At 56.1% G+C, this 22,347-nt stretch carries 20 protein-coding genes and 2 pseudogenes; 13 read left to right on the top strand and 9 right to left on the bottom strand.

The genetic code is table 11. From position 1 onward, the window contains the following. Window positions 1-25 precede the first annotated feature (25 nt). Window positions 26-100, bottom strand: a complete 75-nt coding sequence (locus BBBR_RS11395; RefSeq protein ID WP_367908254.1) for a hypothetical protein — start codon at window positions 98-100, stop codon at window positions 26-28. 428 nt (window positions 101-528) lie between these two features. On the opposite strand from BBBR_RS11395, the gene BBBR_RS09725 reads away from it, so the two are divergent. From BBBR_RS09725 to nrdF, 4 genes are all read left to right on the top strand, one after another. After that, window positions 529-795: a glutaredoxin family protein gene (locus BBBR_RS09725; protein WP_014484431.1), complete on the top strand. Its 267-nt coding sequence runs from the start codon at window positions 529-531 to the stop codon at window positions 793-795. After that, window positions 792-1,292 (top strand): class Ib ribonucleoside-diphosphate reductase assembly flavoprotein NrdI, encoded by a 501-nt coding sequence (gene nrdI / locus BBBR_RS09720; protein ID WP_003827838.1) that lies wholly within the window; start codon window positions 792-794, stop codon window positions 1,290-1,292. The genes BBBR_RS09725 and nrdI overlap by 4 nt, the downstream gene beginning before the upstream one ends. An 8-nt stretch (window positions 1,293-1,300) precedes the next feature. Beyond that, window positions 1,301-3,496 carry a class 1b ribonucleoside-diphosphate reductase subunit alpha gene (gene nrdE, locus BBBR_RS09715; protein ID WP_003827837.1) on the top strand — a complete coding sequence of 732 codons (2,196 nt, stop codon included), beginning with the start codon at window positions 1,301-1,303 and terminating at the stop codon, window positions 3,494-3,496. 304 nt (window positions 3,497-3,800) lie between these two features. After that, the gene (gene nrdF, locus BBBR_RS09710) at window positions 3,801-4,793 is read left to right on the top strand and encodes a class 1b ribonucleoside-diphosphate reductase subunit beta (protein ID WP_003827836.1); all 993 of its coding nucleotides are present in this window, start codon (window positions 3,801-3,803) and stop codon (window positions 4,791-4,793) included. A 3-nt stretch (window positions 4,794-4,796) separates the two neighbouring features. Here nrdF and BBBR_RS09705 read toward each other — a convergent pair whose 3' ends face one another. Both BBBR_RS09705 and BBBR_RS09700 read right to left on the bottom strand, forming a co-directional pair. Then, entirely contained in the window at window positions 4,797-6,119 is a 1,323-nt protein-coding gene (locus tag BBBR_RS09705) for a sensor histidine kinase (protein ID WP_003827835.1), read from the bottom strand. Then, a complete protein-coding gene (locus BBBR_RS09700) occupies window positions 6,119-6,910 on the bottom strand; it encodes a LytR/AlgR family response regulator transcription factor (protein WP_015439358.1) in 792 nt (263 codons plus the stop codon). The genes BBBR_RS09705 and BBBR_RS09700 overlap by 1 nt, the downstream gene beginning before the upstream one ends. Before the next feature lie 103 nt (window positions 6,911-7,013). Between BBBR_RS09700 and BBBR_RS09695 the strand changes: the two genes are divergently transcribed. From BBBR_RS09695 to BBBR_RS10555, 7 genes and pseudogenes are all read left to right on the top strand, one after another. Next, window positions 7,014-8,174, top strand: coding sequence for a glycosyltransferase family 2 protein (locus BBBR_RS09695; RefSeq protein ID WP_015439357.1), 1,161 nt, complete (start codon window positions 7,014-7,016; stop codon window positions 8,172-8,174). A 278-nt stretch (window positions 8,175-8,452) separates the two neighbouring features. Further along, on the top strand, window positions 8,453-8,887 hold the full coding sequence (locus tag BBBR_RS09690; RefSeq protein ID WP_003827832.1) for a PTS sugar transporter subunit IIA: 435 nt from the start codon (window positions 8,453-8,455) through the stop codon (window positions 8,885-8,887). Between the two features lie 48 nt (window positions 8,888-8,935). Continuing rightward, on the top strand, window positions 8,936-9,232 hold the full coding sequence (locus tag BBBR_RS09685; protein WP_003827831.1) for a PTS sugar transporter subunit IIB: 297 nt from the start codon (window positions 8,936-8,938) through the stop codon (window positions 9,230-9,232). A gap of 96 nt (window positions 9,233-9,328) precedes the next feature. Next, window positions 9,329-10,708, top strand: coding sequence for a PTS ascorbate transporter subunit IIC (locus BBBR_RS09680; protein ID WP_003827830.1), 1,380 nt, complete (start codon window positions 9,329-9,331; stop codon window positions 10,706-10,708). Between the two features lie 127 nt (window positions 10,709-10,835). Next, window positions 10,836-11,575: pseudogene (locus tag BBBR_RS09675) on the top strand (GntR family transcriptional regulator). 320 nt (window positions 11,576-11,895) lie between these two features. Then, entirely contained in the window at window positions 11,896-13,023 is a 1,128-nt protein-coding gene (locus BBBR_RS09670; protein ID WP_003827827.1) for an ABC transporter ATP-binding protein, read from the top strand. A gap of 363 nt (window positions 13,024-13,386) precedes the next feature. Further along, window positions 13,387-13,875: pseudogene (locus BBBR_RS10555) on the top strand (hypothetical protein); the annotation flags it as partial. Between the two features lie 28 nt (window positions 13,876-13,903). Here the strand turns inward: BBBR_RS10555 and BBBR_RS09665 are convergent. From BBBR_RS09665 to BBBR_RS09640, 6 genes are all read right to left on the bottom strand, one after another. Further along, window positions 13,904-15,274 carry an IS481 family transposase gene (locus BBBR_RS09665; RefSeq protein ID WP_225851449.1) on the bottom strand — a complete coding sequence of 457 codons (1,371 nt, stop codon included), beginning with the start codon at window positions 15,272-15,274 and terminating at the stop codon, window positions 13,904-13,906. Between the two features lie 223 nt (window positions 15,275-15,497). Continuing rightward, a complete protein-coding gene (locus BBBR_RS09660) occupies window positions 15,498-16,868 on the bottom strand; it encodes a hypothetical protein (RefSeq protein WP_003827824.1) in 1,371 nt (456 codons plus the stop codon). Beyond that, window positions 16,868-17,872, bottom strand: coding sequence for an ABC transporter permease (locus BBBR_RS09655; protein ID WP_003827823.1), 1,005 nt, complete (start codon window positions 17,870-17,872; stop codon window positions 16,868-16,870). Before BBBR_RS09655 ends, BBBR_RS09660 begins: the two co-directional genes overlap by 1 nt. Next, window positions 17,865-19,430: a sugar ABC transporter ATP-binding protein gene (locus BBBR_RS09650; protein WP_003827822.1), complete on the bottom strand. Its 1,566-nt coding sequence runs from the start codon at window positions 19,428-19,430 to the stop codon at window positions 17,865-17,867. The genes BBBR_RS09655 and BBBR_RS09650 overlap by 8 nt, the downstream gene beginning before the upstream one ends. Window positions 19,431-19,432: 2 nt before the next feature. Continuing rightward, complete coding sequence (locus tag BBBR_RS09645; protein ID WP_003827821.1) at window positions 19,433-20,401, bottom strand: ABC transporter substrate-binding protein; 969 nt, start codon at window positions 20,399-20,401, stop codon at window positions 19,433-19,435. Window positions 20,402-20,435: 34 nt separating this feature from the next. After that, entirely contained in the window at window positions 20,436-21,518 is a 1,083-nt protein-coding gene (locus BBBR_RS09640) for a LacI family DNA-binding transcriptional regulator (RefSeq protein WP_003833030.1), read from the bottom strand. Window positions 21,519-21,744: 226 nt separating this feature from the next. Here BBBR_RS09640 and BBBR_RS11390 point away from each other — a divergent pair, with 226 nt between their 5' ends. Both BBBR_RS11390 and BBBR_RS11385 read left to right on the top strand, forming a co-directional pair. After that, complete coding sequence (locus BBBR_RS11390) at window positions 21,745-21,960, top strand: IS3 family transposase (RefSeq protein ID WP_003827819.1); 216 nt, start codon at window positions 21,745-21,747, stop codon at window positions 21,958-21,960. Continuing rightward, window positions 21,960-22,220 (top strand): hypothetical protein, encoded by a 261-nt coding sequence (locus BBBR_RS11385; protein WP_003827818.1) that lies wholly within the window; start codon window positions 21,960-21,962, stop codon window positions 22,218-22,220. Before BBBR_RS11390 ends, BBBR_RS11385 begins: the two co-directional genes overlap by 1 nt. Window positions 22,221-22,347: the final 127 nt, after the last annotated feature.

Genomic DNA, 22,347 nt, shown 5'->3' with positions numbered 1-22,347 from the left:
AACTGAATTTCCTCATCTCCTTTCCTTAAGGCCTGGCCGTATGCTCGTTTGGACATCCGGTCAGGCCTTTTGACGTCATATGGGGGGCGTCAGCGTTCATTCTCCGTTTCGAGGGGCTGATTTTGTTTTTTGGGAAGCTCTATCTCCGTTTCGAGGGGCTGGTGCCCAAGTAGAAGCGGTCCAAGAATGGCGAAATGACGGTGGCAAGAAGGCGTTTGTACTTGTGTTTCGGCGGATGACCGGCCCCTTGAAACGGAGATAGACCTCCGGAAAGGTTCAAATCAGCCCCTCGAAACTTAAATATGACGATCAAAGCGCAAATGTGAACAATGCCACATATAACTTGGTGAGTCGCTGCACGCTGATTTTCAGGGCTTCTCAAGAATGGCGGAATATCAACAGAAACCACTATATCTAGGTTTGTTGTGTGATACACGCCACTACATATAGTGCATTGATTTCAAGCTACACAGATGTAATATGGCCATCGTTTCACTGTTCAACAGAGATAGATGGAGGGGAGTCGCCATGACTGTCACCGTGTTCACCAAGCCGCATTGCCCGCAATGCAACGCCACCAAGCGCCAGCTCACCAAGCTTGGTGTGCCGTTCGAGACCGTGGACCTGACGGAGAACCCCGGCACTCTCGAGCAGCTGCAGGCCGCAGGCTTCCAGCAGGCTCCAGTGGTGATCACGCCGAACAACTCATGGACCGGCTACCGCCCCGATTTGATTCGTGAGGTTGCCCAGCAGGTAAGCGCTGAGACCAATGCTTCGGCCGTGGTTTCCGCGTGAGCCAGACCGAATCCGGCATCGCCGCGGAAAGTGTTCCCGGTGCCAGCCAGCCTGAATTCGCCGCCACCAGCAATGTGATCGGAGCACTGGTCTACTTTTCGTCGGCCTCCGAGAACACCGCGCGATTTGTAGCCAGCTGCCGATTACAGGACGAGGGCATCAACGTCTACCGCATTCCACTGCGAGCAGCTGATCCGGCTCTCAACATCCGCGAGCCATACGTCATCATGGTGCCCACATACGGCGGTGGCGTGGTCAAGAAAGCAGTGCCGATTCAGGTCAAGCGTTTCCTGAATGACCCCGACAACCGCGCATGGATTCGCGGCGTCATCGCCTCAGGCAACACCAACTTCGGCGAGGCCTACTGTGCCGCCGGCGACATCATCGCCGCCAAATGCCACGTCCCCTACCTATACCGCTACGAACTCATGGGTACGCCAGAAGACACCGCTGCCGTCCGCAACGGCCTCGTCCGCTTCTTCGCTCAACAGCAATAAGGACTCCAATGACCGACCTCACCAACACCGAATTGTCGCTCGACAACACCACCGACACCTCGGCAGAACAGTACGATCCGGCACACGACTACCACGCGCTCAACGCGATGCTCAATCTCTATGATGCCGACGGCAAGATCCAGTTCGATAAGGACAAGGCCGCCGAGCGTGAATACGTGACCGGCCATGTGGCCGCCAATATCAAGAGGTTCGACTCCACCGCCGAGCGTCTCGAATACCTGATCAGCAACCAGTACTACAACCCTGCGGTCTTCAACCAGTACTCCGCTGAATTCCTCGACCGCATCTACGAGCACGTGGAATCCGCCGGCTTTGAGTTCGGCACTTTCCTTGGTGCGTTCAAGTTCTACACGTCCTATGCGCTCAAGACGTTCGATGGTCGCCTCTATCTTGAGGACTTCCCGCAGCGTTGCGCCGCTGTGGCCCTGGAGCTCGCCGCCGGCAACGAGCAGCAGGCCATCGAATACGCCGACGAAATGCTTGCCGGCCGTTTCCAGCCTGCCACCCCGACCTTCCTGAACCTCGGCAAGGCCCAGCGAGGTGAGCCGGTCAGCTGCTTCCTGGTGCGCATCGAAGACAACATGGAGTCGATTTCGCGCGGCATCAACGCGGCCCTCCAGCTTTCCAAGCGCGGCGGCGGCGTCGCCCTGCTGCTGAGCAACCTGCGTGAGCTCGGCGCCCCGATTAAGCACATCGAAAACCAGTCCAGCGGCGTGATTCCGGTGATGAAGCTGCTGGAGGACTCCTTCTCCTACGCCAATCAGTTGGGCGCACGTCAAGGTGCCGGCGCAGTGTATCTTAACGCCCACCACCCGGATATCCTGCGTTTCCTGGACACCAAGCGAGAGAACGCGGACGAGAAAATCCGCATCAAGTCGCTGGCACTCGGCGTGGTGATTCCGGACATCACCTTCGAGCTGGCCAAGCAGAAGGCGCAGATGGCGCTGTTCAGCCCCTACGATGTGGAGCGCGTATATGGCAAGCCATTCGCCGACATCTCCGTCACCGAACATTACGACGAGATGGTGGCTGACGACCGCATCAAGAAGACCTACATCGATGCCCGCAAGTTCTTCACCACCATCGCCGAGCTGCAGTTCGAGTCCGGCTACCCATACATCGTGTTTGAGGACACGGTCAACCGCGCCAACCCGATCGAAGGCCGCGTGACCATGTCTAACCTGTGCTCCGAAATCCTGCAGGTGCAGGAGCCGAGCGCATACAACGAAGACCTCACCTATGCGCACGTGGGCCGCGATATCTCCTGCAACTTGGGTTCGCTGAACATTGCCAAGGCGATTGATGGCGGACTGGCGTACACCGTGGAAACCGCGATTCGTGCGCTCACCTCGGTGGCCGAGCACACGAGTATCGACGCGGTGCCCTCGATCCGCCGCGCCAACGAGGAGGGTCACGCCATCGGCCTCGGCCAGATGAACCTGCACGGCTTCCTGGCCCGCGAAGGCATTCACTACGGCTCCGAAGAAGGCCTCGACTTCACCGACATGTACTTCATGACCGTGGCCTACCATGCCTACCGCGCCTCGCACGCGCTCGCCGTGGAACACGGCCATCCGTTCAAGAGCTTCGCTACGTCCGACTACGCCAAGCCGGCCGGCCAAGGCAATTACTTTGACAAGTACACCGATGGTCGCCGCTCGCTTGAACCGCGTACCGCCAAGGTTCGTGAGCTGTTCGCCAAGTACGGCATCGAGATTCCGACCGTGTCCGATTGGGAGACGTTGCGCGACGCGATCTTGAAGGACGGCATCTACAACCAGAACCTGCAGGCCGTGCCGCCCACCGGTTCGATTTCCTACATCAACCATTCCACGAGCTCGATTCACCCGATTGCCTCGAAGATCGAGATTCGCAAGGAAGGCAAGATCGGGCGCGTCTATTACCCGGCGGCCTACATGACCAACGACAACCTTGAGTACTACGAGGACGCCTACGAAATCGGCTGGAAGGCCATCGTCGACACGTACGCTGAGGCCACTCAGCACGTGGATCAGGGACTGTCGCTGACCTTGTTCTTCCCGGACACCGCCACCACCCGCGACCTCAACAAGGCGCAGATCTACGCCTGGCGCAAGGGCATCAAAACCCTCTACTACATCCGTATCCGTCAGCAAGCCCTGGAAGGAACTGAAGTCCAAGGCTGCGTCTCCTGCATGCTCTGATTGTTCGATGGAGCGTCCTCGTCGTTGCTCCTCGGTCGACGTACCTTCGTACGCCTTCCCTCGGTGCGCCTAGAGGCCGCACGCATCGAACAACCAGAGATGTCCATTCATATATCGGGCTCCCTTTCTTGGCTCCCCTCCCTGAGGGGAGCTGGCCGCGAAGCGGACTGAGGGGAGCCCAACCACTCTAAGGAACCACAATGTCACCAATGATTTATAAGGCACTGCTCCGGCTGACCGCGCCGGAGGAGTTCGAAAACAAGTCCAACGACGATAACGACAACGAGTAAAAGGAACACTACTCATGGCACCTATCTCTATTCCGCGTAAACCCCTGAAACTCATCGATCGTGTCTCCGCAATCAACTGGAACCGTCTTGAAGACGAGAAGGACCTCGAGGTCTGGGATCGCCTGACCGGCAATTTCTGGCTGCCCGAAAAGGTCCCCGTCTCCAACGACATCCCCAGCTGGCAGAAGATGACCGAAGATGAGCACACGCTCACCATGCACGTATTCACCGGCCTGACCCTGCTGGACACCATCCAGGGCACGGTCGGCGCCGTCTCCCTGATTCCGGACGCGCTCACCCCGCACGAGGAAGCCGTGTACACCAACATCGCCTTCATGGAATCCGTGCATGCCAAGAGCTACTCGTCCATCTTTTCCACCCTGTGCTCCACCGAGCAGATCGACGCGGCCTTCGACTGGAGCGAGAACAACGAGTTCCTGCAGAAGAAGGCGGAGATTGTGCTCGACTACTACGAGGGCGACAACCCGTACAAGCGCAAGGTGGCCTCCACCCTGCTCGAATCGTTCCTCTTCTACTCCGGCTTTTACCTGCCGATGTACTTCTCCGCGCACGCCAAGCTGACCAACACCGCCGATGTGATTCGCCTCATCATCCGTGACGAGGCCGTGCATGGCTACTACATTGGCTACAAGTACCAGAAGGGCATCGCCCAGCTCACCGACGCCGAGCGCATGGATATGCAGGACTACACCTACGACCTGCTCAACGAGCTGTACGACAACGAAGTGGAGTACACCCAGTCCCTCTACGACCGTGTGGGCTTGACCGAGGACGTCGAGAAGTTCCTGCGTTACAACGGCAACAAGGCTCTGATGAACCTTGGCTACCCGGCGCTGTTCCCAGCTGAGATCTGCGACGTGAACCCTGCGATTCTGGCCGCACTGAGCCCCAACGCCGACGAAAACCACGACTTCTTCTCCGGCTCCGGCTCCTCCTACGTGATGGGCAAGGCCGAGGAAACCGACGACGACGACTGGGACTTCTGATATCTACCGCGGCAGCAACACCGTCAGCACGAACCAGTGATCTTCGGTGCGAATCGTCACTTCGCCGCCGTACTGCGCGGCGATGTGACGAATCGACTTCACGCCGAACCCATGCCGGGATGAATCGCGCTTGGTGGTGCGCAAAGCCCCGGTCGAGTCCTTCTTCAGCGCGGAATCGTAGTAATTCTCCACGCGAATCACCGTGAACTGCCCCTGCCCGTACAGCGCGAGCCGAATCAGCCGCTGCTGCTTATCCGGCAGCTTGCTGGTCGCCTCAATCGCGTTATCCAGCGCGTTGCCGAACAGTGAAGCGATGTCCATCGATGACATGCCGTCCAGCAGTTTGCCGTCTGCCACTGCGGTCAGCGTGATGCCGCGATCCGCGCATGTGCGCATCTTGGTGGTCAGAATCACGTCCAGCACCGGGTTACCGGAATGCTGCTGCGCGCTGGCTTTGGCCACCGACGCCTCCAACTGCTCGAAACCGGCAGCCGCATGCTCCGGATCCACTTCCGCGCGCAATGCCGCGATCTGATGCTTCAAGTCATGTGCCAAGCGCCCAATCGATTCGATGTTTTCCTTGGACGCCAGATATTCCTGATGCTGACTTTCCAATTGCGCGTTTATGGAGGCCAGTTCGGCGCTCGCAGCCATGCGACGGGCCTGCTCCTGCTGCGCATACAGAATCGCGAAACCGCAGAAATCCACCAAAGTGCGAATATAGAACACCTCTTGGCCCACCGTGCCAGAAAATGGCGTATTGGTGGATATGAAGCTCAGATTGCTCATGGCGAACGTCACAATGGTGATGGCGGCCGTGCCAATCGACAGCTGTGCGGTAGTGGTCGTCGGAGCATCACTGGCAAAATTCCCACGCTCGATCAGCCATGCTATGGCGAAGCATGCGGCATACACTATTGCCAACATCACCGAGGCCATTAACCGTGCTTCGCGTATGCCATCACCGGAATCCAGAAACATCACCAATTGCCAATGCAGCGAGGCAACCAGTTCAGCAAGCACGAATGCGCGTGCCGCAATATACACCCCTTCGCGTTTGCCGGTCCCGGCGCCAAGCCAAATAATCGCCCACATGCCGGCGAATGCCAGCAGCATGCCGATCACCCAGAACCAGATCGGCATAGCGCCATTGAAATACTGGATGCCAATCATCGCCAGCAAGCCCACGGCGCCGACCGCAACCGTGCGCTGCCACGGTACGCGCCGGCAAATAACCAGCAGATAGGTTACGCATGCCAGCCATTCACAAATTGCCGTGTAGATACGGGGAATATCCGGCAATGCATTGGTAATGGTGGTGCCCATCAGTCCTCGTTCTCACTGCTGCCAGCTGCTGCGCCCTTGTTCGAAGCGGCAGTCTGCGTGCTTGCCCGAGACGTTGGGCCGGCTGCACCCATATAGTTCGCCAGCGTAGTCAGGAACGCCTTCTTGCGCGGACGGCTCACGCGCAGCGCCTCCCCGTTCGACATCACGCAGTCCTGCCCTTCCACGCCGACCACATGTCGCAAGTTCACCAGATAGCAGGAGTTCGAGCGGAAGAAATCCTGTTCGGCCAGTCGTTCCTCAAAATCCTTCAGCGTGCCGGAAACCGACAGCTTGCCACTGAGCGTATGCACAATAATCGTGTGCCGAATCGACTCGATATACAGCACGTCCGCCAATTCCACGCGCATCTGGCGCCCGCTGGCCTCGATCAGCAGCGACTCACTGCCGCGCCTGTGCACCATGTCGATCGACCGCTTGAGCTCCTGACGGAACGCAAAATATGGCACCGGTTTGAGCAGGTAGGAGAGCGCCTGCACCTCGTAGCCATTGATGGCATATTGCGGGGCGGCGGTGATGAACACAATCACCACCGAATCATCGCGCTCGCGGATACGCCGAGCCGCAGCCATGCCGTCCATATGCTGCATCTCGATATCCAGAAACAGGATGTCATATATTGGCGTGTATTTCTCGACGATTTGCTCACCATCGTCGAATACGGAAATCGTGAATTCCGTTCCGGTTTCGCTGCGGTATTGATTGAGATAGTCGAGTACTCGTTGGCAGGCTGCGGGATCGTCTTCGACCACGCCAATTCTGATATCATGCATGACCACGCCTCCTGTCATGTTGCCCTCATTGCATCTTATCCCGAGACTCTTGATATTGGCCGTAAGAAGAGTGCTCTTCGCATTTCGGCGTTACGCTGGAGATATGGAACATGAGCCGTTGGTCAGCATCATCATCCCGGTATATAAGGTCGAGAAATTCCTTGATGAATGCGTGAAGTCTGTGGTTGCGCAGACCTATCGCAACCTCGAGATTCTGCTGGTGGATGATGGCTCGCCTGACGACTGCCCGGCCATGTGCGACGCTTGGGCCACCCGCGACCCGCGCGTGCGGGTGATTCACAAGCCCAACGGCGGACTGTCTGACGCACGCAATGCCGGCATCGCCCAGGCGACCGGCTCATACATCTACTTTGCGGATTCGGATGACACTGTGGCGCCCACGCTGGTGGAAGACTGCCTGAATGCCATGCGTGAATACGATGCCGATCTGGTGATGTTCCAGTTCGACACCATCTCCGAGAACGACAAGCCACTGCTCTCCAGCTATCGTCACAATGATTTCGATGAAGTGCAGGTGCTGACTCCGGTCGAAGCCATCAAGAAGCAGGTCAAAGCCGAGATTGATGGCTATTTCTGGGCCTTTCTGGCACCCGCATCCACATATCAGGGGCATGGTTTCTCCTTCCCCGTGGGCCGTAAGATCGAGGATCTTTCCCGCATCTGCAATGTGATCGGCGAAGCCACGCGCGTGGTGCGTATTCCTAAGGTGCTATATCACTATCGTCTGCGCGAAGGGTCGATTACCGCCACCTTGGATCCGCAGCTCACCCGCGATTGGACGCGCGCCGCCGATGACCGCGAAGAATATGTTGTTCATCGATTCCCTGAACTCAAGGGATTCATGACTCTGCAGCAGCTGAACTTCTTTGCCAACCTCGATTACGAGACCATGCGTCAGTCGTTGATTGCCGGTCTCAAGATTGATCCTGAAGATGCGGATGCGCTTCGCCGGCGTATCGAAGGGCTGACCAAGTCTGCCGATGAGGGCGAAGAGCCCATGCCGGAAGCCCTGAGCGAATTACTGGGTCTATTGAAACTGGGAGTCACCAAGTTCGCAGGTATCGAGGCCGATGCGGACTCGGCTAATGCCGCCGCTGATAACGACGACGTGACACTGGCCGAATGCTTCCGCGATATGCGCGAGGATTGGCGCCAGCTGCGCATCCAACGCATCGAAAATGCCGAGGAGCGCAAAGCCGAACGCAAGGCCGCCCGCAACGGCGTGACTTTCAGGGCAATCTAGGTTCTTACTGTTGCATTTGCCGATTGAGCCGGCCTCGATGCTTCATTGGTCGGTGGTTAACAGTCTTGTTGAGACTGAATTCGAATCTGATTCTGGCTGATAAAAGGAGCATACGGATTGCGGTTCGCCATAGCGACACGCCGATATGACGATAATACGTTATGACGATATGATGATAATACGAATTTGGTGAAGCGGAATGAACCTCAACATTCAATTCGTCTGATGGCCGTAGCTGGCCGCAGTGGTTTAATGCATTGCAAGGAGGCATCGTGCTTATGTCGTATTTTCAACCGAACGGCATGCTGTATGTCGATCAGGTATCGGATTGGCGCGAAGCAGTCGACTTGGTGACGCGTCCCTTGCTCGACGCCGGCACCATCGAGCGGGGCTATGTCGATGCCATTAAGACATCGATTGCCAGTCCAGGAGGAACATATATAGATCTCGGGGGAGGTGTTGCCCTTGCACATGCGAGGCCTGAAAGTGGAGTGGTCTCCACATCGCTCTCTGTGCTGCGAGTGGGTAAGCCGTTCCTGCTGGCCGATGATGAGGACCATCCCATCAACACCATGTTTTGCTTGGCCGCGAAAGACTCAAACGCGCATATCGATCTTATGCAATCGCTGGCTCTTTTGTTGACCGATTCAGGCAAACTAGCTGCTTTGAACGCGTCCTCCAACGTCGATGAATTGGCCGCTGCGCTGGCCTGACAGACTGCACTTCCATCTCATCAAACAACTCATACGAAAGGTACTTCAATGAAAATCATCACCGCATGCAGCACTGGCCTTGGATCTAGCTTTATGACCCAACTCAACATCGAGAAAGCGCTGAGCAATCTTGGTGTGACCGGTGTGGAAACCGATCATATGGATATCGCCTCCGTTACTCCTACCTCTGCTGATGTGTTGTTCGTCGGGCGCGACATCGCTGAAGCTGCAGAAGGTCTGATGGATGACGTGGTCGTTCTGGACAGCCTTATTGACATGGACAACATCACCGCACAGGTAGCTGCTGCGCTGAAGCGACACGGTGTCGAGGTTCCCAATAAATAACCCTTTTCGGTGGTGGGAAGAGACATTGTTGCCCCGACCCGGCGCCAAATCCGGAAAACAACAATACAAACAAGCATAAAGATTAAAGGAGAGAGCATGAACGGCGTGTTATCGGTGCTACTTGATATTTTCCGGCAGCCATCCATTATTGTGGCTTTGATTTCGTTGGTGGGTCTTGCCGTGCAGCGCAAGAAGGCTACCGACATTATGAAGGGCACCATCCGAACCATGGTGGGATTCCTGGTGTTGGCAGCAGGCGCTTCCGTCGTTTCCGGCGCACTTGATCCCTTTGGCAGCATGTTCCAGCATGCATTCAATGTGCAGGGTGTGGTGCCGAACAACGAAGCCATTGTCGGCACGGTCTTGGTGAAGTATGGGTCTGAAGCCGCCCTTATCTTCTTCTTCGGCATGATTGTCAACATCCTGCTGTCTATGACCTCGCGTTTCAAGTACATCTACCTGTCCGGTCATGTGGCGTTCTACATGGCTACGATGGTCGCCGTGATTCTCGAGGTTGCCGGTATGTCGACTTGGGGTGTGATTCTGTGGGGCTCCATCGCACAAGGTTTGATTGTCACCATCTCTCCCGCGCTTGTACAGCCGTTCATGAAGGATGCCGCTGGTACCAATGATGTCGCCCTTGGTCACACCGGTGGTGCGGGCATTGCGCTCGGCGGTCTCGTGGCTCGTCTGACCCGTTCTAAGAAGCACCCGTCCAAGTCCACTGAGGACATCAAGTTCCCTGCAGGCCTTGGTTTCCTTCGCGACACCACCGTCATCATCGCCCTGTCGATGGCCGTTATTTATGTTGTCGTCGCGCTGTTCGCGGGTAGCTCCTACATTGAATCTGAGCTGAGCGATGGGCAGAACTTCATCGTGTTCGCCATCCTGCAGGCTGCCACATTCTCTGCTGGCGTGTTTGTCATTCTCGCTGGTGTGCGCGTGGTACTCGGTGAGATCGTACCTGCGTTCAAGGGTATTTCCGAGAAGCTCGTGAAGAACTCGAAGCCGGCCCTTGACGTGCCGATGATCTTCACCTTCGCCCCCAATGCTGTGCTTATCGGCTTCATCTCCAGCTTCGTTGGTGGTGTGGTCGGTATGGGAATCATGGCTCTGGCCGGTTCCACCATCATTATCCCGGGTATTGTGGCTCACTTCATGACCGGCGGCGCCACCGGTGTAATCGGTAACGGACAGGGCGGCGTACGTGGTGCGGTGATTGGCTCCTTCGTCAATGGTTTGGCGATTACATTCCTGCCGCTATTCCTGCTGCCTGTGCTTGGCGACACCGGCATGGCGAATGCCACATATTCTGATGCGGATTATGGTGTTGCTGGTATTCTGCTTGGCCAATTCGGCAAGGGTGGTCAGATTGGTCTCATTATTGGTATTATCGCTTCGGTCGTGGTGTTCTATGCCGCATCGTTTGCGATGAGTGCGCGTGAGAAGAAGAAGGCTGCCGTAGAAGCGAAATAATCGGTGCATGGCCGCTCTGCAGATATATGGAGGGCGGCCTGCGAACCGCCGGGAATGGGTTGCCAATCCCGGCGGTTTGTGTATCCGTGGCACAGTACAGTCGTAAAGGAAGGCAAGGAGGACAACCATGGCGGAAGGTGTACCGAAGTATATTGCGGTTAGGGACAATCTTCGCCAGCGTGCGCAGGCGATGTATTCAGGCGAACAATTGCCGCCCGAGCCGGAGCTCTGTGACCAGTATGGGGTAAGTCGTATCACGCTGCGTCATGCAGTGGATGATTTGATTCAAGATGGCCTGTTGGTTCGAGAGCAGGGTAGAGGTACATTCCGCACTGCCAAGCAAGGTGAGTCCCAGCATGAGGTGATTAGCGACCATATTCGAGGTTTTTTCGTCAACAGGCCGATCTTGGCAATACGGTGGACACCAAGGTGCTTGACAATGCCGTGGTGCGTAACGCAAAGGCCGCGCAACGTCTGGGATTGCCGGATGATGCCGACTTGGTTCGACTGGAGAGGCTGCGATACGTGGATGATAAGCTCAAGCAGCATGTGATCACGTTCTTGTCGGCGGCGCGGTTCCCGAAGGTAGTCGATCAGGATTTCAGCCATCAGTCGCTATATGACTTTCTGGAACATAATTACGCGGTGCGTTTGGTAGAGAACGATGCCGCCGTGCGCGTGCATGCGTTAGATACGCGGATGGCATGGTATTTCGGAGTGCCCGATGGTACCCAGGTTTTGGAGATGGACTCCACCGTAATCGATGCATTCGGCTCCACGATTGCGTTCGGTACCACGTTGCATGCGCCGGGTAGTGGCGAGATCACGTTCATCGTACGAGCCCAGAAAGATTCCTCCGCTGCATAGAGGAGCATCGTCTTGCCCGAGGCACCCTGGTTGCTCTTATTTTCGTTCCATACGGGAGAAGCACTCAACACAATATGGCGGAGTGCTCAAATGTTACCTACATTTCAGACACGCCACTTGCCTTGGTCGCAAGGCCGTGTATAGTGAATCTTGGCTCAACGAAGAGAACCTTCACTGAACCGGAAAAAAGTAAACGCTGAAGCTTGCAGTTTCCGAGAGCAAAGTTGTATGTCGGTAGCGAGGGCGGAAGCACAGTAAAGAACAAATCCCTTTACAACGGATCGTGAGGCACGTACCTGCCTCTGAAAGGATTAGTAATTATGGCAGAAGTCGTTTTCGACCACGTCACTCGTATCTACCCGGGCAACGACAAGCCCTCCGTGGATGATCTGAATCTTGATATCAAGGATGGCGAGTTCCTCGTCCTCGTCGGCCCCTCTGGCTGCGGTAAGTCTACGACCCTTCGTATGCTCGCCGGCCTGGAAGAGGTCAACAAGGGCCGCATCCTCATCGGTGGCAAGGATGTCACCACGATGCAGCCGAAGGACCGCGACATCGCAATGGTGTTCCAGAACTACGCCCTGTACCCGCACATGACCGTGGCCGACAACATGGGCTTCGCTCTGAAGATCGCCGGCACTCCGAAGGAAGAGATCCGCAAGCGCGTCGAGAAGGCCGCTGAGATCCTCGACCTGACCGAGTACCTCGATCGTAAGCCGAAGGCTCTGTCCGGTGGTCAGCGTCAGCGCGTGGCCATGGGCCGTGCAATCGTTCGTGAGCCGAAGGTCTTCCTCATGGATGAGCCTCTGTCCAACTTGGACGCCAAGCTCCGTGTCCAGACCCGTACCCAGATTGCTGCTCTGCAGCGCCAGCTGGGTGTCACCACCCTGTACGTGACCCACGATCAGACCGAGGCTCTGACGATGGGCGATCGCATCGCCGTCATCAAGCTCGGTATCCTGCAGCAGGTCGGTGCTCCGACCGAGCTGTATGATCGTCCGGCCAACGTCTTCGTCGCCGGCTTCATCGGCTCCCCGTCGATGAACCTGAACACCCACCCGGTGGTCAACGGCAAGGCGAAGATCGGTGAGGACACCGTGGATCTGCCGGCTGATGCCGTCGCCAAGCTCACTCCGGAGGACAACGGCCAGATTGTGGTCGGCTTCCGTCCTGAGGACGCTGGCCTGGCTCCGGCTGATGACCCGAACGCCTTCTCCCTGAAGGTCGTCAACGTCGAGGATCTGGGCTCCGATGGCTACATCTACGGCAACATCGTCACCGATGGCTCCGCAGCTGAGGCTTCTCAGGTCATGTCCGATCAGAACAAGCTCACCACGATTCGTGTGAACCCGCGCGCTCTGCCGCAGGTTGGTGCCACGGTCAAGATCAAGATTGATCCGGCAAAGATGCACCTGTTCGCACCGTCCACCGAGCTGCGTCTGAACTAGTAGATACTTGGCGAGGTCCTAAAGCTTCGTCAACCATTAAACGGGGTCGTTCTCTTCCTCTCTTATGACCTCGTTGGAAAAGCCCTGCATAGCTGCGGGGCTTTTCTTTTTGCCCAGAAAGACATACGCTAACAGGCCCCGCAAATGAACGTTTTTTGTTCTTTTGTCCCCAATTGTATGATTGTATGCAGTAACCTCCCGAAAAAGGGGATTGCGAATCTATGAGGGGAAACAATGGGCTCGAAATTGAAGTTCGTCCGTTGCGGGTTTAACGGAGGAACAGAACAGGAATCTGGACGGCAGCGCCATGCCTTGAAGCGTTGCCTTGCTTCGGTTATTGCTGTTTCCTTGTCCATCGTGTGCATGGTGCCTGCAGCATATGCTCAGAATATAGACGATGTGAGTAGCTCTCCTAACGCCGTAATTTCTGGGGGTAATACTGTCGTAGCTGCTCCTTCTGCTCGCAATGTCAACGTTGACGATAAGACGTCAGAAGAGGCCAATACATCAAACGGTGCGCCAACACCTTCCGAAACGAATCAAGACGCACAGCAGGATTCATCTCCTTCATCTTCTACTACTGGTGATTCTTCCGAATCCTCAAATGGTGCGACAGACAATAAGGCGGACGACTCAGCAGAAGCTACCGCTGGCAATTCCGCTAATGATGGAGCCCAAACGCAGGCTCCAAACGATGCTTCTTCTCAAGATGCCAAGAACGATTCCTCAAATGCGACGGATCAATCGCCGGCGAAGGCCAATGTGCAGGTCGCCGCGACGGCGCTTGGCGGCCGTGACTTTGAGGGTCAGGCCACCAAGGAGATTAACGGCAAGACTGTGATGTCTTGGGGCATAGTTGACGGGTCTCCTGAGGCATGCTTTACATCTGTCGTGGGGCATCGTTGACATCGTTCGCCGGCTTGTGGTATTGGTATTCGCGGGTGGCGTCGAGCGTCTGGTCGGCGAGGATCTCGCCGGTCTCCAGGTCGGTGGCGACGGCCCGGCCGTGGTCGATGAGCAGTTCGGCCATGCGTCCTGCGTTGTGTTTGCCGAGGTTGAAGATCCGGCGTTTGCCGGCGATGTTGTTCTGCGTGACGCAGCCGCGCCTGTCGATCCTGCGGATTCCGGGCCCTATGGTGACATCCGCTCGCGCCGGTTCGGCTCGTTCGTCCTTGGGGATGGGCTTCCTGCGCGTCGCCCCGGGGCTGCCGGCCGTCGTCTCGCGGCGCCGCTGCTCGTCGAGTTTTGTCTGCGTCCCGGCCGCGAGTTCGGGGTCGGGCAGGGCCTTGCCCTTGGCGCGGTACGCTTCTCCGGGGGTTCGCCGGCCGAGCGCGCGGTGCGGCCGCTCCTCGTTGTAGACGTGCCGGAATTCGGCGAGCTGTTCGTTGAGCTCGTCGATCGAGGACGTCAGGGGACGGGCGGAGAGCCATTGCTTCAGGGTGCGGTGGTAGCGTTCGATCTTGCCCTGCGTCTGGGGGTGGCAGGGCCGTCCGTTGCTCTGGCGCACGCCCATCAGCGCGAGCGTGCGTTCGGAACGCCCCGGGGCGGCGCTGATCGGTCTGGTGGTGTACACGGTGCCGTTGTCGGTGAGCGTCCTGGCGGGGATGCCGTGTTCGGCGCACGCCTGAAGGAACGTGGCCTGCACGTCGTCCATCGTCACCATGGCGAACGCACGCGCGTGCAGCAGGTTGCGGGAGCGGTCGTCGAGCCGGGAGACGACCACGGCTCCCGGAACCGTGGCGATCGGCCAGTGGGTGAAGTCCGACTGCCACAGTTCGTCGGGCAGGGACGCCTCGAACCTCGTGCACGACGCCTTGGGGCGTTTCCCGGGTTCGGGGCGCACCAGGCCGGCGCTCACGAGGATGCGGTGGATCGCGGAGTTCGCCGGCGGCCTGACGCCCTCGCGCTCCAGCCTGGCGGCGATGGATTCGGCTCCGGCGTCCGGGCCGTCCTTTTCCAGTTGTCTGCGCAGCTCGACGATCCGCGAGGCCAGGACGGCGTCGGTCCTGTTGGCTATCGTGCGCGCGGCGCGGGAACGGGGCGGGAGCCCGGAATCGCCGTCGGCGTCCCATCGTCGTTTGATCTTGTACGCCCGCTGGCGGCTCACGCCGTAGCGCCGGGCCGCGCCGGCCACGCTCTCGCCGTCGTTGATCGCGGCGGCGAGAGCCTTGTTGCGCAGGTACTCGCTGCGTTGCGCCGAGGACGTGGTCTGATTGTCGCCGGCCGTGCCGGACTGCTGCCGTGTATCCATGACACCACAACAGCCGCCAACCCCATCGTTGTCAACCAAGCCCCAGGACATGCGTCAACTAGCCGCTCGAACTAGATACAATGCCAAACCGGTCCTGCTAAACCAAAAGCGCCTGACTAAAAATGTCAATCCGTCAAAACCATTAAATTTCAACGAAATTACACGTCTTTCAATCAATGCCCATTTCTCGGTTTAGCGGGACAAGCCGGTCACCGCACACCTTCTAAGAGAGACGGGGAGCCACCCTCACACCATCAAATCGTGATTCGTCAGCCCGATCCCGCCATCGATCTCCGAAAGGTCCGTATATGGTTCGAATCTTCGTTCCAATGGGCAATGCGGGACACTCATTTTCCCCATTGGTTCCCCAGTTGACCCATCCCGACTGTGGCCTTTGAACGATTTGGAACGCCCCCGAAGACTGCGTTGTCAACCATATCATGCATCGCCCCGTACGCGAGTCGAACTCGGCAGTGCAGGAGGAAGAGGCCGGAAAAACAGTCTGCTCTTCATGAGCTGACACGTCAATAGCATCTTTCGACACCACCCAAGGACGATCATTGAGATCAGAAGCACGATGCGCCAAAGATCTGACATGCCCCAACCTGCGATTTAAGGCTGAAGGCTCAATGGCATTCTCCCAATGAGAAAATAGACGCCAGTACAGGTCCCAATGAGCGTTTTCCAAATCCCTATCAAGTAGCTCCTTAAAGAAGGCAAAGCGTTCCGTAACTTCTGTTTCGTCGGACAATGTGCTTCGCACTTCATCCTTGAGGAACCCGGCATACGGATCGCCGCTACGATATGGGATGGGATTATAGGAAGCGAATCGATCGAACACCAGTTCTCCCTCGCCCCCCTCGAACTCATCTCCTACCGTGATTCGATCAACCACGCTCCTACCGTCAATTTCGGTTTCGAAATGATCCACGTCGTACACACGATCGAACAAGTCAAGATCACGGTAAAAAGTGAACGTGACAGTAAAGCGTTTGCCCTGGAGCTCCGGGAGCAGGCCATCCGGAATTCTGCCGGCCAGACGGTAACGGCTCATATTGGGACCGTTCTCGATCAGATCGACATCGGCAATGACATGTTCCGGAGGATTGATCAACCCGTTCTCCGGGGTAAAGAACGGACCATAGAAACCTCCGATGGCATTGTTACCGCTTGACAGCAGATCAACGTTTTCGGCTTTTGCCATGAAGTGCCGGATACCCCATTTCGACGCACCTTCGCCCATTCCGGTTCCGCGGCACATCTCGATAATGAAATATCCAGTATCCAGACGGCAGACGGCATCTTTCTCCTGCGTATCATCGTAAATACGAATGCCTTCCGGGATCACGTCTCCCGATTCAACATCTCGTACTGTAATGACTTCACCGTCGTGAGGAACGAGAATTCCCACATACACGGATTCTTTGCCATCTGATTCACCATTGACTCGCTGAAGAACTGAACTTTGCCCGAGGCTCGTATCTCCCCACAGAAGATCCTGCTTTAGATCGGCCGGAAGCTTTAATTCAACTGGCTGAGGCTTTTCAGCGGGCACCGGAGAAGAATTTGAGATGAGATACTCATACGTGGTCATCAATTACCTCCTTTCAAGGCCGGGGATAGTGTCGATCTACGTAGGAAACCAAACGAGAATGAATTCTGCTTCAGGCCATCAATCAGCACGGCAACGATAATCACCACGCCCTTGATGAGCTGCTGAGTGAAGAACGGAACATTCATCAGGACAAGGCCGGTTGTTAGCACGCCGAAAATCACTGCGCCGATAAACGTTCCAGAAATCTTGCCCTTACCACCAGCCAACGCCGTACCGCCAAGCACTGCGGCTGCGATGGCATCCATTTCATACCCATCGCCAGCTGTGGGTTGCGCGGACACCACTCGGGCTGCGAAAATGCATCCCGCCAGACCGGCACAGACCCCAGCAATCACATACACAGACAGCAAAACGGCTTTGACATTGATGCCCGCGAGCCTTGCAGCCTCGGCGTTGCCGCCGACCGCATACACATGCGATCCGTACTTGGTTTTATCGAGCACTACCCAGATGACCAAATAAACGATTATCATGATGATGAACGGAATAGGAATATTGAAGATATATCCGTTTCCGATCGCCCGGAACGAAAGATTGTTATCAACGATAGGTAGGCCACCAGTTATCGTGTAGGCCAATCCTCGCATAAACGTCATCGTACCCAACGTCACAATGAATGCTGCAAGCTTGCAGTAGGCGACCAGTACACCATTGATCAAGCCGATCACCGCGCCGATGAACATGCCCAGAATAACCGCAAGAATCGGGTTAAGCCCAGCCCGTGCGGCCAACACCGCCACACAGCCACTAACGGCGATGGTCGAACCAACAGACAGATCAATGCCCGTTGTAATGATCACCAAAGTCATTCCCGCCGCGAGGATGGCGCTAATCGAAATTGACCTTGCCACGTTAAACAGGTTGCTTACCGTACCGAAGTTCGGAGCATTGATCAGCATGAAGATGATCAACACCAAGAGCACGAACGGCATACCGACTTTCTCCCATGCGGATGCCAGGTTTATTTTCTTTTGCTTATTCATTGAAAGTCACCTCGTCATTGTCGTGAATTTCATCATGTTCAGGACCAAGGCGTTGCGGCTGAAGCACTCCAGTCGCGTAACCCATGATCTCCTCTTCTGTGGTTTTTTTACTTTCCAGATTCGCCACAACGGATCCTTGCCGGATGACCAAGACGCGATCGCTGATGCCCAACACTTCGGGAAGGTCAGACGAAATCATCAGAATGGCTTTACCTTGCGCCGCCTGTTCTCCGATCAGTTCGTAGATCTCCCGTTTCGCACCAACATCAACTCCTCGAGTCGGCTCATCCAGGATCAGCACATCCGGGTTTCGCATCATCCATCGAGCAAATATGGCTTTTTGCTGATTTCCGCCGGACAGGTTAACGATGGGCGTTTGCTGCAGTCGGGACGCAATGTTGACCTTCTGCATCAGTTTCCCCACCGCTTCGCGAATCTTATGCTTTCGCAGCATGCCGAAACTCTCGAAACGTTCCAGCGTTGAAACGGAAATATTGTCTTCCACGCTTCGAACCGGAAAAATGCTCTGCACCTTGCGGTCTTCGGGCAAATATGCGACACCATGTTGGATCGCCATCTTAGGAGATTGGAATGCGACGTTTCTGCCTTTAAGACTCACTTCCCCAGAGAATCGCTTATCTGCACCGATAACACACCTGGCGATTTCCGTCCTGCCCGCACCGACCAAGCCAGACACGCCAACGACTTCACCCGCACGAACCTGCAACGACACGGATGGAGAATCCTGAGACAGACGAAGATCACGGACGTCGAGAACGACTTCTCCAGCGGAGCGCTCGTCGTGATCGTAGAGCTTCTCCACCTTGCGTCCCACCATCTTCGCCACGATCTCGCTCTGATCAACGTCGGCGATGGCAGACGTTGCCACGGTATGACCATCTCGAAGCACTGTGACACGGTCAGCCAGACGCCACACCTCCTCCATACGGTGGGAGATGTAAATCAGCCCTGTGCCTTCGCCACGCAGTTTCTCCACGATGTCGAACAGGCGCTCGGACTCGCCTCGAGACAGAGAAGCCGTTGGTTCATCCAGGATGAGGATCTTTGCCCGACTCGCTACAGCCTTGGCAATCTCCACCATTTGCTGTTCGCCAGTACCCAGCTCACCAAGAGGGACATCAGGATTAATGTCTGTACCGATGACGCTGAGCTTGCGAAGAGCATCCTCACGCATCTGTTTCTTGTCGACAAGCCCTGACCTGCCCTTGGGCTCGTTGCCCAAGGCAAGATTTTGCGCGACCGTCATAGTAGGAACCACGTTGAGTTCCTGATGGATAATTGCGATGCCAAGTTCAGAGGCTTGGCGGGGAGACGAGATATCAACATCATTCCCATTGACCACGATCTTCCCAGAGTCTCGCATGAGGTTGCCGGAAAGGATGTTCATAAGCGTGGATTTCCCCGCTCCGTTTTCTCCCATCAAGGCCAAAACTTCATGACCATAAAGGTTTAGGTTAATGCCATCGAGCACAGTGACACCAGAGAAACTCTTGGAAATGTCCTCCAGGCGCAAAATGGGTGCGCGATCCTGGTTCATGCTCACCACCCCTTGTATTCATCCACATTCTCGCGGGTGATCATCTCGCTAGGGATAAGAATGGTGGTCTCCTCCGGAGTCTCGCCATCCACCACTTGCTGTGCGAACTTGATGGCCTGACGAACCATCTCCGCAGGATTCTGCGTGGACATGCCCACGAACGGAGAACCAGCGCGCTTAAGTTCATCGACCCCTTCGGGGCTACCGTCCACACCAGTCACGATGATCTGATCGCTCCTACCAGCTTGTTCAACCGCCAGCGCAGCGCCCAAGGCGGACGGATCATTCATACCAAAGATGCCCTGCACGTCTTTGTTGGCCGTCAGCATATCTGTGGTCACAGAAAGACCTGTGGCTCGATCGTTCTTGGAAGCCTGCTGCCCAACCACCTTGATATCAGGATACTTCTCAATCGCCATCTTACATCCCTTAATTCGATCCGTAATGGTCTGGATAGGGGTGCCATCGACGATGAGGATATTGCCCTTGCCACCCAATTGATTGGCAAGGTATTCGCAGGAAAGCTCGCCAGCCTGGACACCATCCGTCATCACGATTGCGTCGGCACCCTTCGCCGGCGTATCAACAGCAACAACAATGATACCCGCGGCACGAGCACGCTCGATGGCCGGCTTCAGACCGCTCTCATCGACGGCGGAGACGATGATCAGGTCCACACCCTGCTCAATGAACGCCGAGATCTGGTTATCCTGAGTAGTCAGATCAAGCTGAGCATCCTGAACGTTCAGCGTAGCGCCAATCTTCTTCGCCTGAACTTTCGCCTCCCTATCCATGGCAGAGAAGAACGGATTGGACATATCCTGCACCATCAGGCCAATGCTCTTGATCTCCGTTGGCTTCGATGTCTCCCCGACCGCATTGTCGCCGTTGCTTACCGCGCTACAGCCGGACAACATCATTGAAGCCGCAAGCAAGGAACAAACAACAGGCATCATAAACGTTTTTTTCATGGTTTTCCTTTTCAACAAGACATGCGTCAACGCATCATCGCGTTAGGCACCCGCATGATTCTCTGACTTTCAGAGAAGATTTAATCATTCTGCGAACAGGCTTTGGCATCATCGTCGGCCCGTCTCCCTCACTCGCCTCCTTTCCCTCTTCAATCTGCTCCAACAGAAAGTTGGCTGCATTCACTCCAATTAAATGGCTGTTCTCCGCAACGAGAGTTATTCTCGGCGAAAGAAGATCTGACCAGGCAAAATCGTCGAAAGTCACCAATCCCACGTCAACTGGGATCCTTACCCCTCGCGTTTGAAACGCCGACATGACTCCGAGCAATATGGGATTGTTGCCAGCGATGACGACATCCGGCTCATAGCCCTGCGTGTCCATGAAGTTAAGCATGGTGGCACATGCATCTTTCTCATTGTTGCCGCATTCGATCACGCGAATCTCAGCTCCGGATTTCGTTGCGGCCGAAACCAAACTGCGTTCACGTGCATAACGGCTATTCCATATATCCGGATATATCGCAAGCAACCATTTACGGAACCCATGCTCGTTCAAATGGGCACCAAGTTGTTCTGCCGCATCAACGTTATCTGTCGTCACATAGGAGAAGCCATCACCTGAGTCTTCCTGAAGCACCCCCTCAACCTCAGGGGTTGAATCTACGAAAATCGTCGGTACCCCCCACCCTCTCAGCATTCTTCTACTGCGATCACTCAATCCTAGCGTTGAGATGATGCCGCCAGGACGGTTCTCGGCCACTCGTCGCAAAAGCGACGTCTCATTGTCTTCCTCATAGCGTCCATTAACAGCCAAGTCGGCGATGAAGAGACTTTCTTCTCTGCCTTGCAGGACGCTTTCTATACCGCTGATCAGATCGAGATAGTAGGAGTTTGACATACCCGCGGTCAGCAACGTAATCGAACGGTTGCGCCCCGTACGCAAGTCTTGCGCCTTGCTGTTGGGGACATACCCCATTTCATCGGCAACCTTAAGTATCCTGGATCGAGTTTCTTGTGCGACTCCGCTTTTCCCGTTGAGCGCTCTGGAGATGACGTACACAGACAACCCCGTACGCTTCGAGATGTCAGTTATGGTTACAGCGTTCCTATTCATCATTGAATCCTAAACGTTTATTTTTTGTGATACATATATCATATCGAAAAAAAATGCGACACGCCGTGATATGGACTGATTTTGTTCCGTGTTTTCCCTAACTCGATGGGAGATGATGGAACCATAGCAAAGGGCACGAGATACACGCCGGAGTTCAGGGTGAAGGCCGTCAGACTGCTGACGGAATCACGCTCTTCGTATTCGCCGGAGACGAAGGCGAAGAGCGCAGGTGACGAAAGACCTGGGCGTGGCCCCGGAGACGCTGCGCCGTTGGTGCAACCAGGCGGACGCGACGGTCACGGCGGAGACGAGGCAATCGGCGCAGGAAGCGATGTCCGAGCTCAGGAAACCGCGCCGGGAGGTCGCCGAGTTGCGCCGGGCGAACGAGATATTGACGACGGCGTCGGCTTTTTTCGAGGCCAGGCTCGACCCGACACACCCCTGATGGTCGCCTACGTCGACGAACACAAGGGGCGCTTCGAGGTCGGGCCGATCTGCAGGGTCCTGTCGGAATCATTGGACTGCGGTTTCATCACGCCGCGCGGCTGCCGCATGTTCAAAAACAGGCCCGTGAGCCGCATGGCCGCGCGCCACGAGGACTACCTGGACGCGGTCGCCGAGGAACTCAACAACTGGCCCCGCAAAACCCTCGGATACATGAAACCCAGCGAGAAAAACATCGAATTACTCGACAGCACCAACTAACCTAAAACCAACAAAACAACACAGGCGTTGCAACCACCATTAGAATCCGCCAGGCATTCGATCTCAAGGTGCTTTCGGAAGGCAACGTGCTGTACGTGAACCTGTTCGGACTGAAGGTGAGCGTTGC

The sequence above is a fragment of the Bifidobacterium breve DSM 20213 = JCM 1192 genome (assembly GCF_001025175.1).
Classification (GTDB): Bacteria; Actinomycetota; Actinomycetes; order Actinomycetales; family Bifidobacteriaceae; genus Bifidobacterium; species Bifidobacterium breve.
The sequence above is the reverse complement of the archived record's forward strand: the minus strand, read 5'-3'. Positions and strand labels throughout refer to the sequence as shown.

What these genes read in the sequence shown, in the direction of transcription:
- BBBR_RS09725 (WP_014484431.1), top strand. Translation starts at nt 529, where the DNA reads ATGACTGTCACCGTGTTCACCAAGCCGCATTGCCCGCAATGCAACGCC.
- nrdE (WP_003827837.1), top strand. Translation starts at nt 1,301, where the DNA reads ATGACCGACCTCACCAACACCGAATTGTCGCTCGACAACACCACCGAC.
- nrdF (WP_003827836.1), top strand. Translation starts at nt 3,801, where the DNA reads ATGGCACCTATCTCTATTCCGCGTAAACCCCTGAAACTCATCGATCGT.
- BBBR_RS09705 (WP_003827835.1), bottom strand. Translation starts at nt 6,119, where the DNA reads ATGGGCACCACCATTACCAATGCATTGCCGGATATTCCCCGTATCTAC.
- BBBR_RS09700 (WP_015439358.1), bottom strand. Translation starts at nt 6,910, where the DNA reads ATGCATGATATCAGAATTGGCGTGGTCGAAGACGATCCCGCAGCCTGC.
- BBBR_RS09695 (WP_015439357.1), top strand. Translation starts at nt 7,014, where the DNA reads ATGGAACATGAGCCGTTGGTCAGCATCATCATCCCGGTATATAAGGTC.
- BBBR_RS09690 (WP_003827832.1), top strand. Translation starts at nt 8,453, where the DNA reads ATGTCGTATTTTCAACCGAACGGCATGCTGTATGTCGATCAGGTATCG.
- BBBR_RS09685 (WP_003827831.1), top strand. Translation starts at nt 8,936, where the DNA reads ATGAAAATCATCACCGCATGCAGCACTGGCCTTGGATCTAGCTTTATG.
- BBBR_RS09680 (WP_003827830.1), top strand. Translation starts at nt 9,329, where the DNA reads ATGAACGGCGTGTTATCGGTGCTACTTGATATTTTCCGGCAGCCATCC.
- BBBR_RS09670 (WP_003827827.1), top strand. Translation starts at nt 11,896, where the DNA reads ATGGCAGAAGTCGTTTTCGACCACGTCACTCGTATCTACCCGGGCAAC.
- BBBR_RS09665 (WP_225851449.1), bottom strand. Translation starts at nt 15,274, where the DNA reads ATGGATACACGGCAGCAGTCCGGCACGGCCGGCGACAATCAGACCACG.
- BBBR_RS09660 (WP_003827824.1), bottom strand. Translation starts at nt 16,868, where the DNA reads ATGACCACGTATGAGTATCTCATCTCAAATTCTTCTCCGGTGCCCGCT.
- BBBR_RS09655 (WP_003827823.1), bottom strand. Translation starts at nt 17,872, where the DNA reads ATGAATAAGCAAAAGAAAATAAACCTGGCATCCGCATGGGAGAAAGTC.
- BBBR_RS09650 (WP_003827822.1), bottom strand. Translation starts at nt 19,430, where the DNA reads ATGAACCAGGATCGCGCACCCATTTTGCGCCTGGAGGACATTTCCAAG.
- BBBR_RS09645 (WP_003827821.1), bottom strand. Translation starts at nt 20,401, where the DNA reads ATGAAAAAAACGTTTATGATGCCTGTTGTTTGTTCCTTGCTTGCGGCT.
- BBBR_RS09640 (WP_003833030.1), bottom strand. Translation starts at nt 21,518, where the DNA reads ATGATGAATAGGAACGCTGTAACCATAACTGACATCTCGAAGCGTACG.
- BBBR_RS11385 (WP_003827818.1), top strand. Translation starts at nt 21,960, where the DNA reads ATGGTCGCCTACGTCGACGAACACAAGGGGCGCTTCGAGGTCGGGCCG.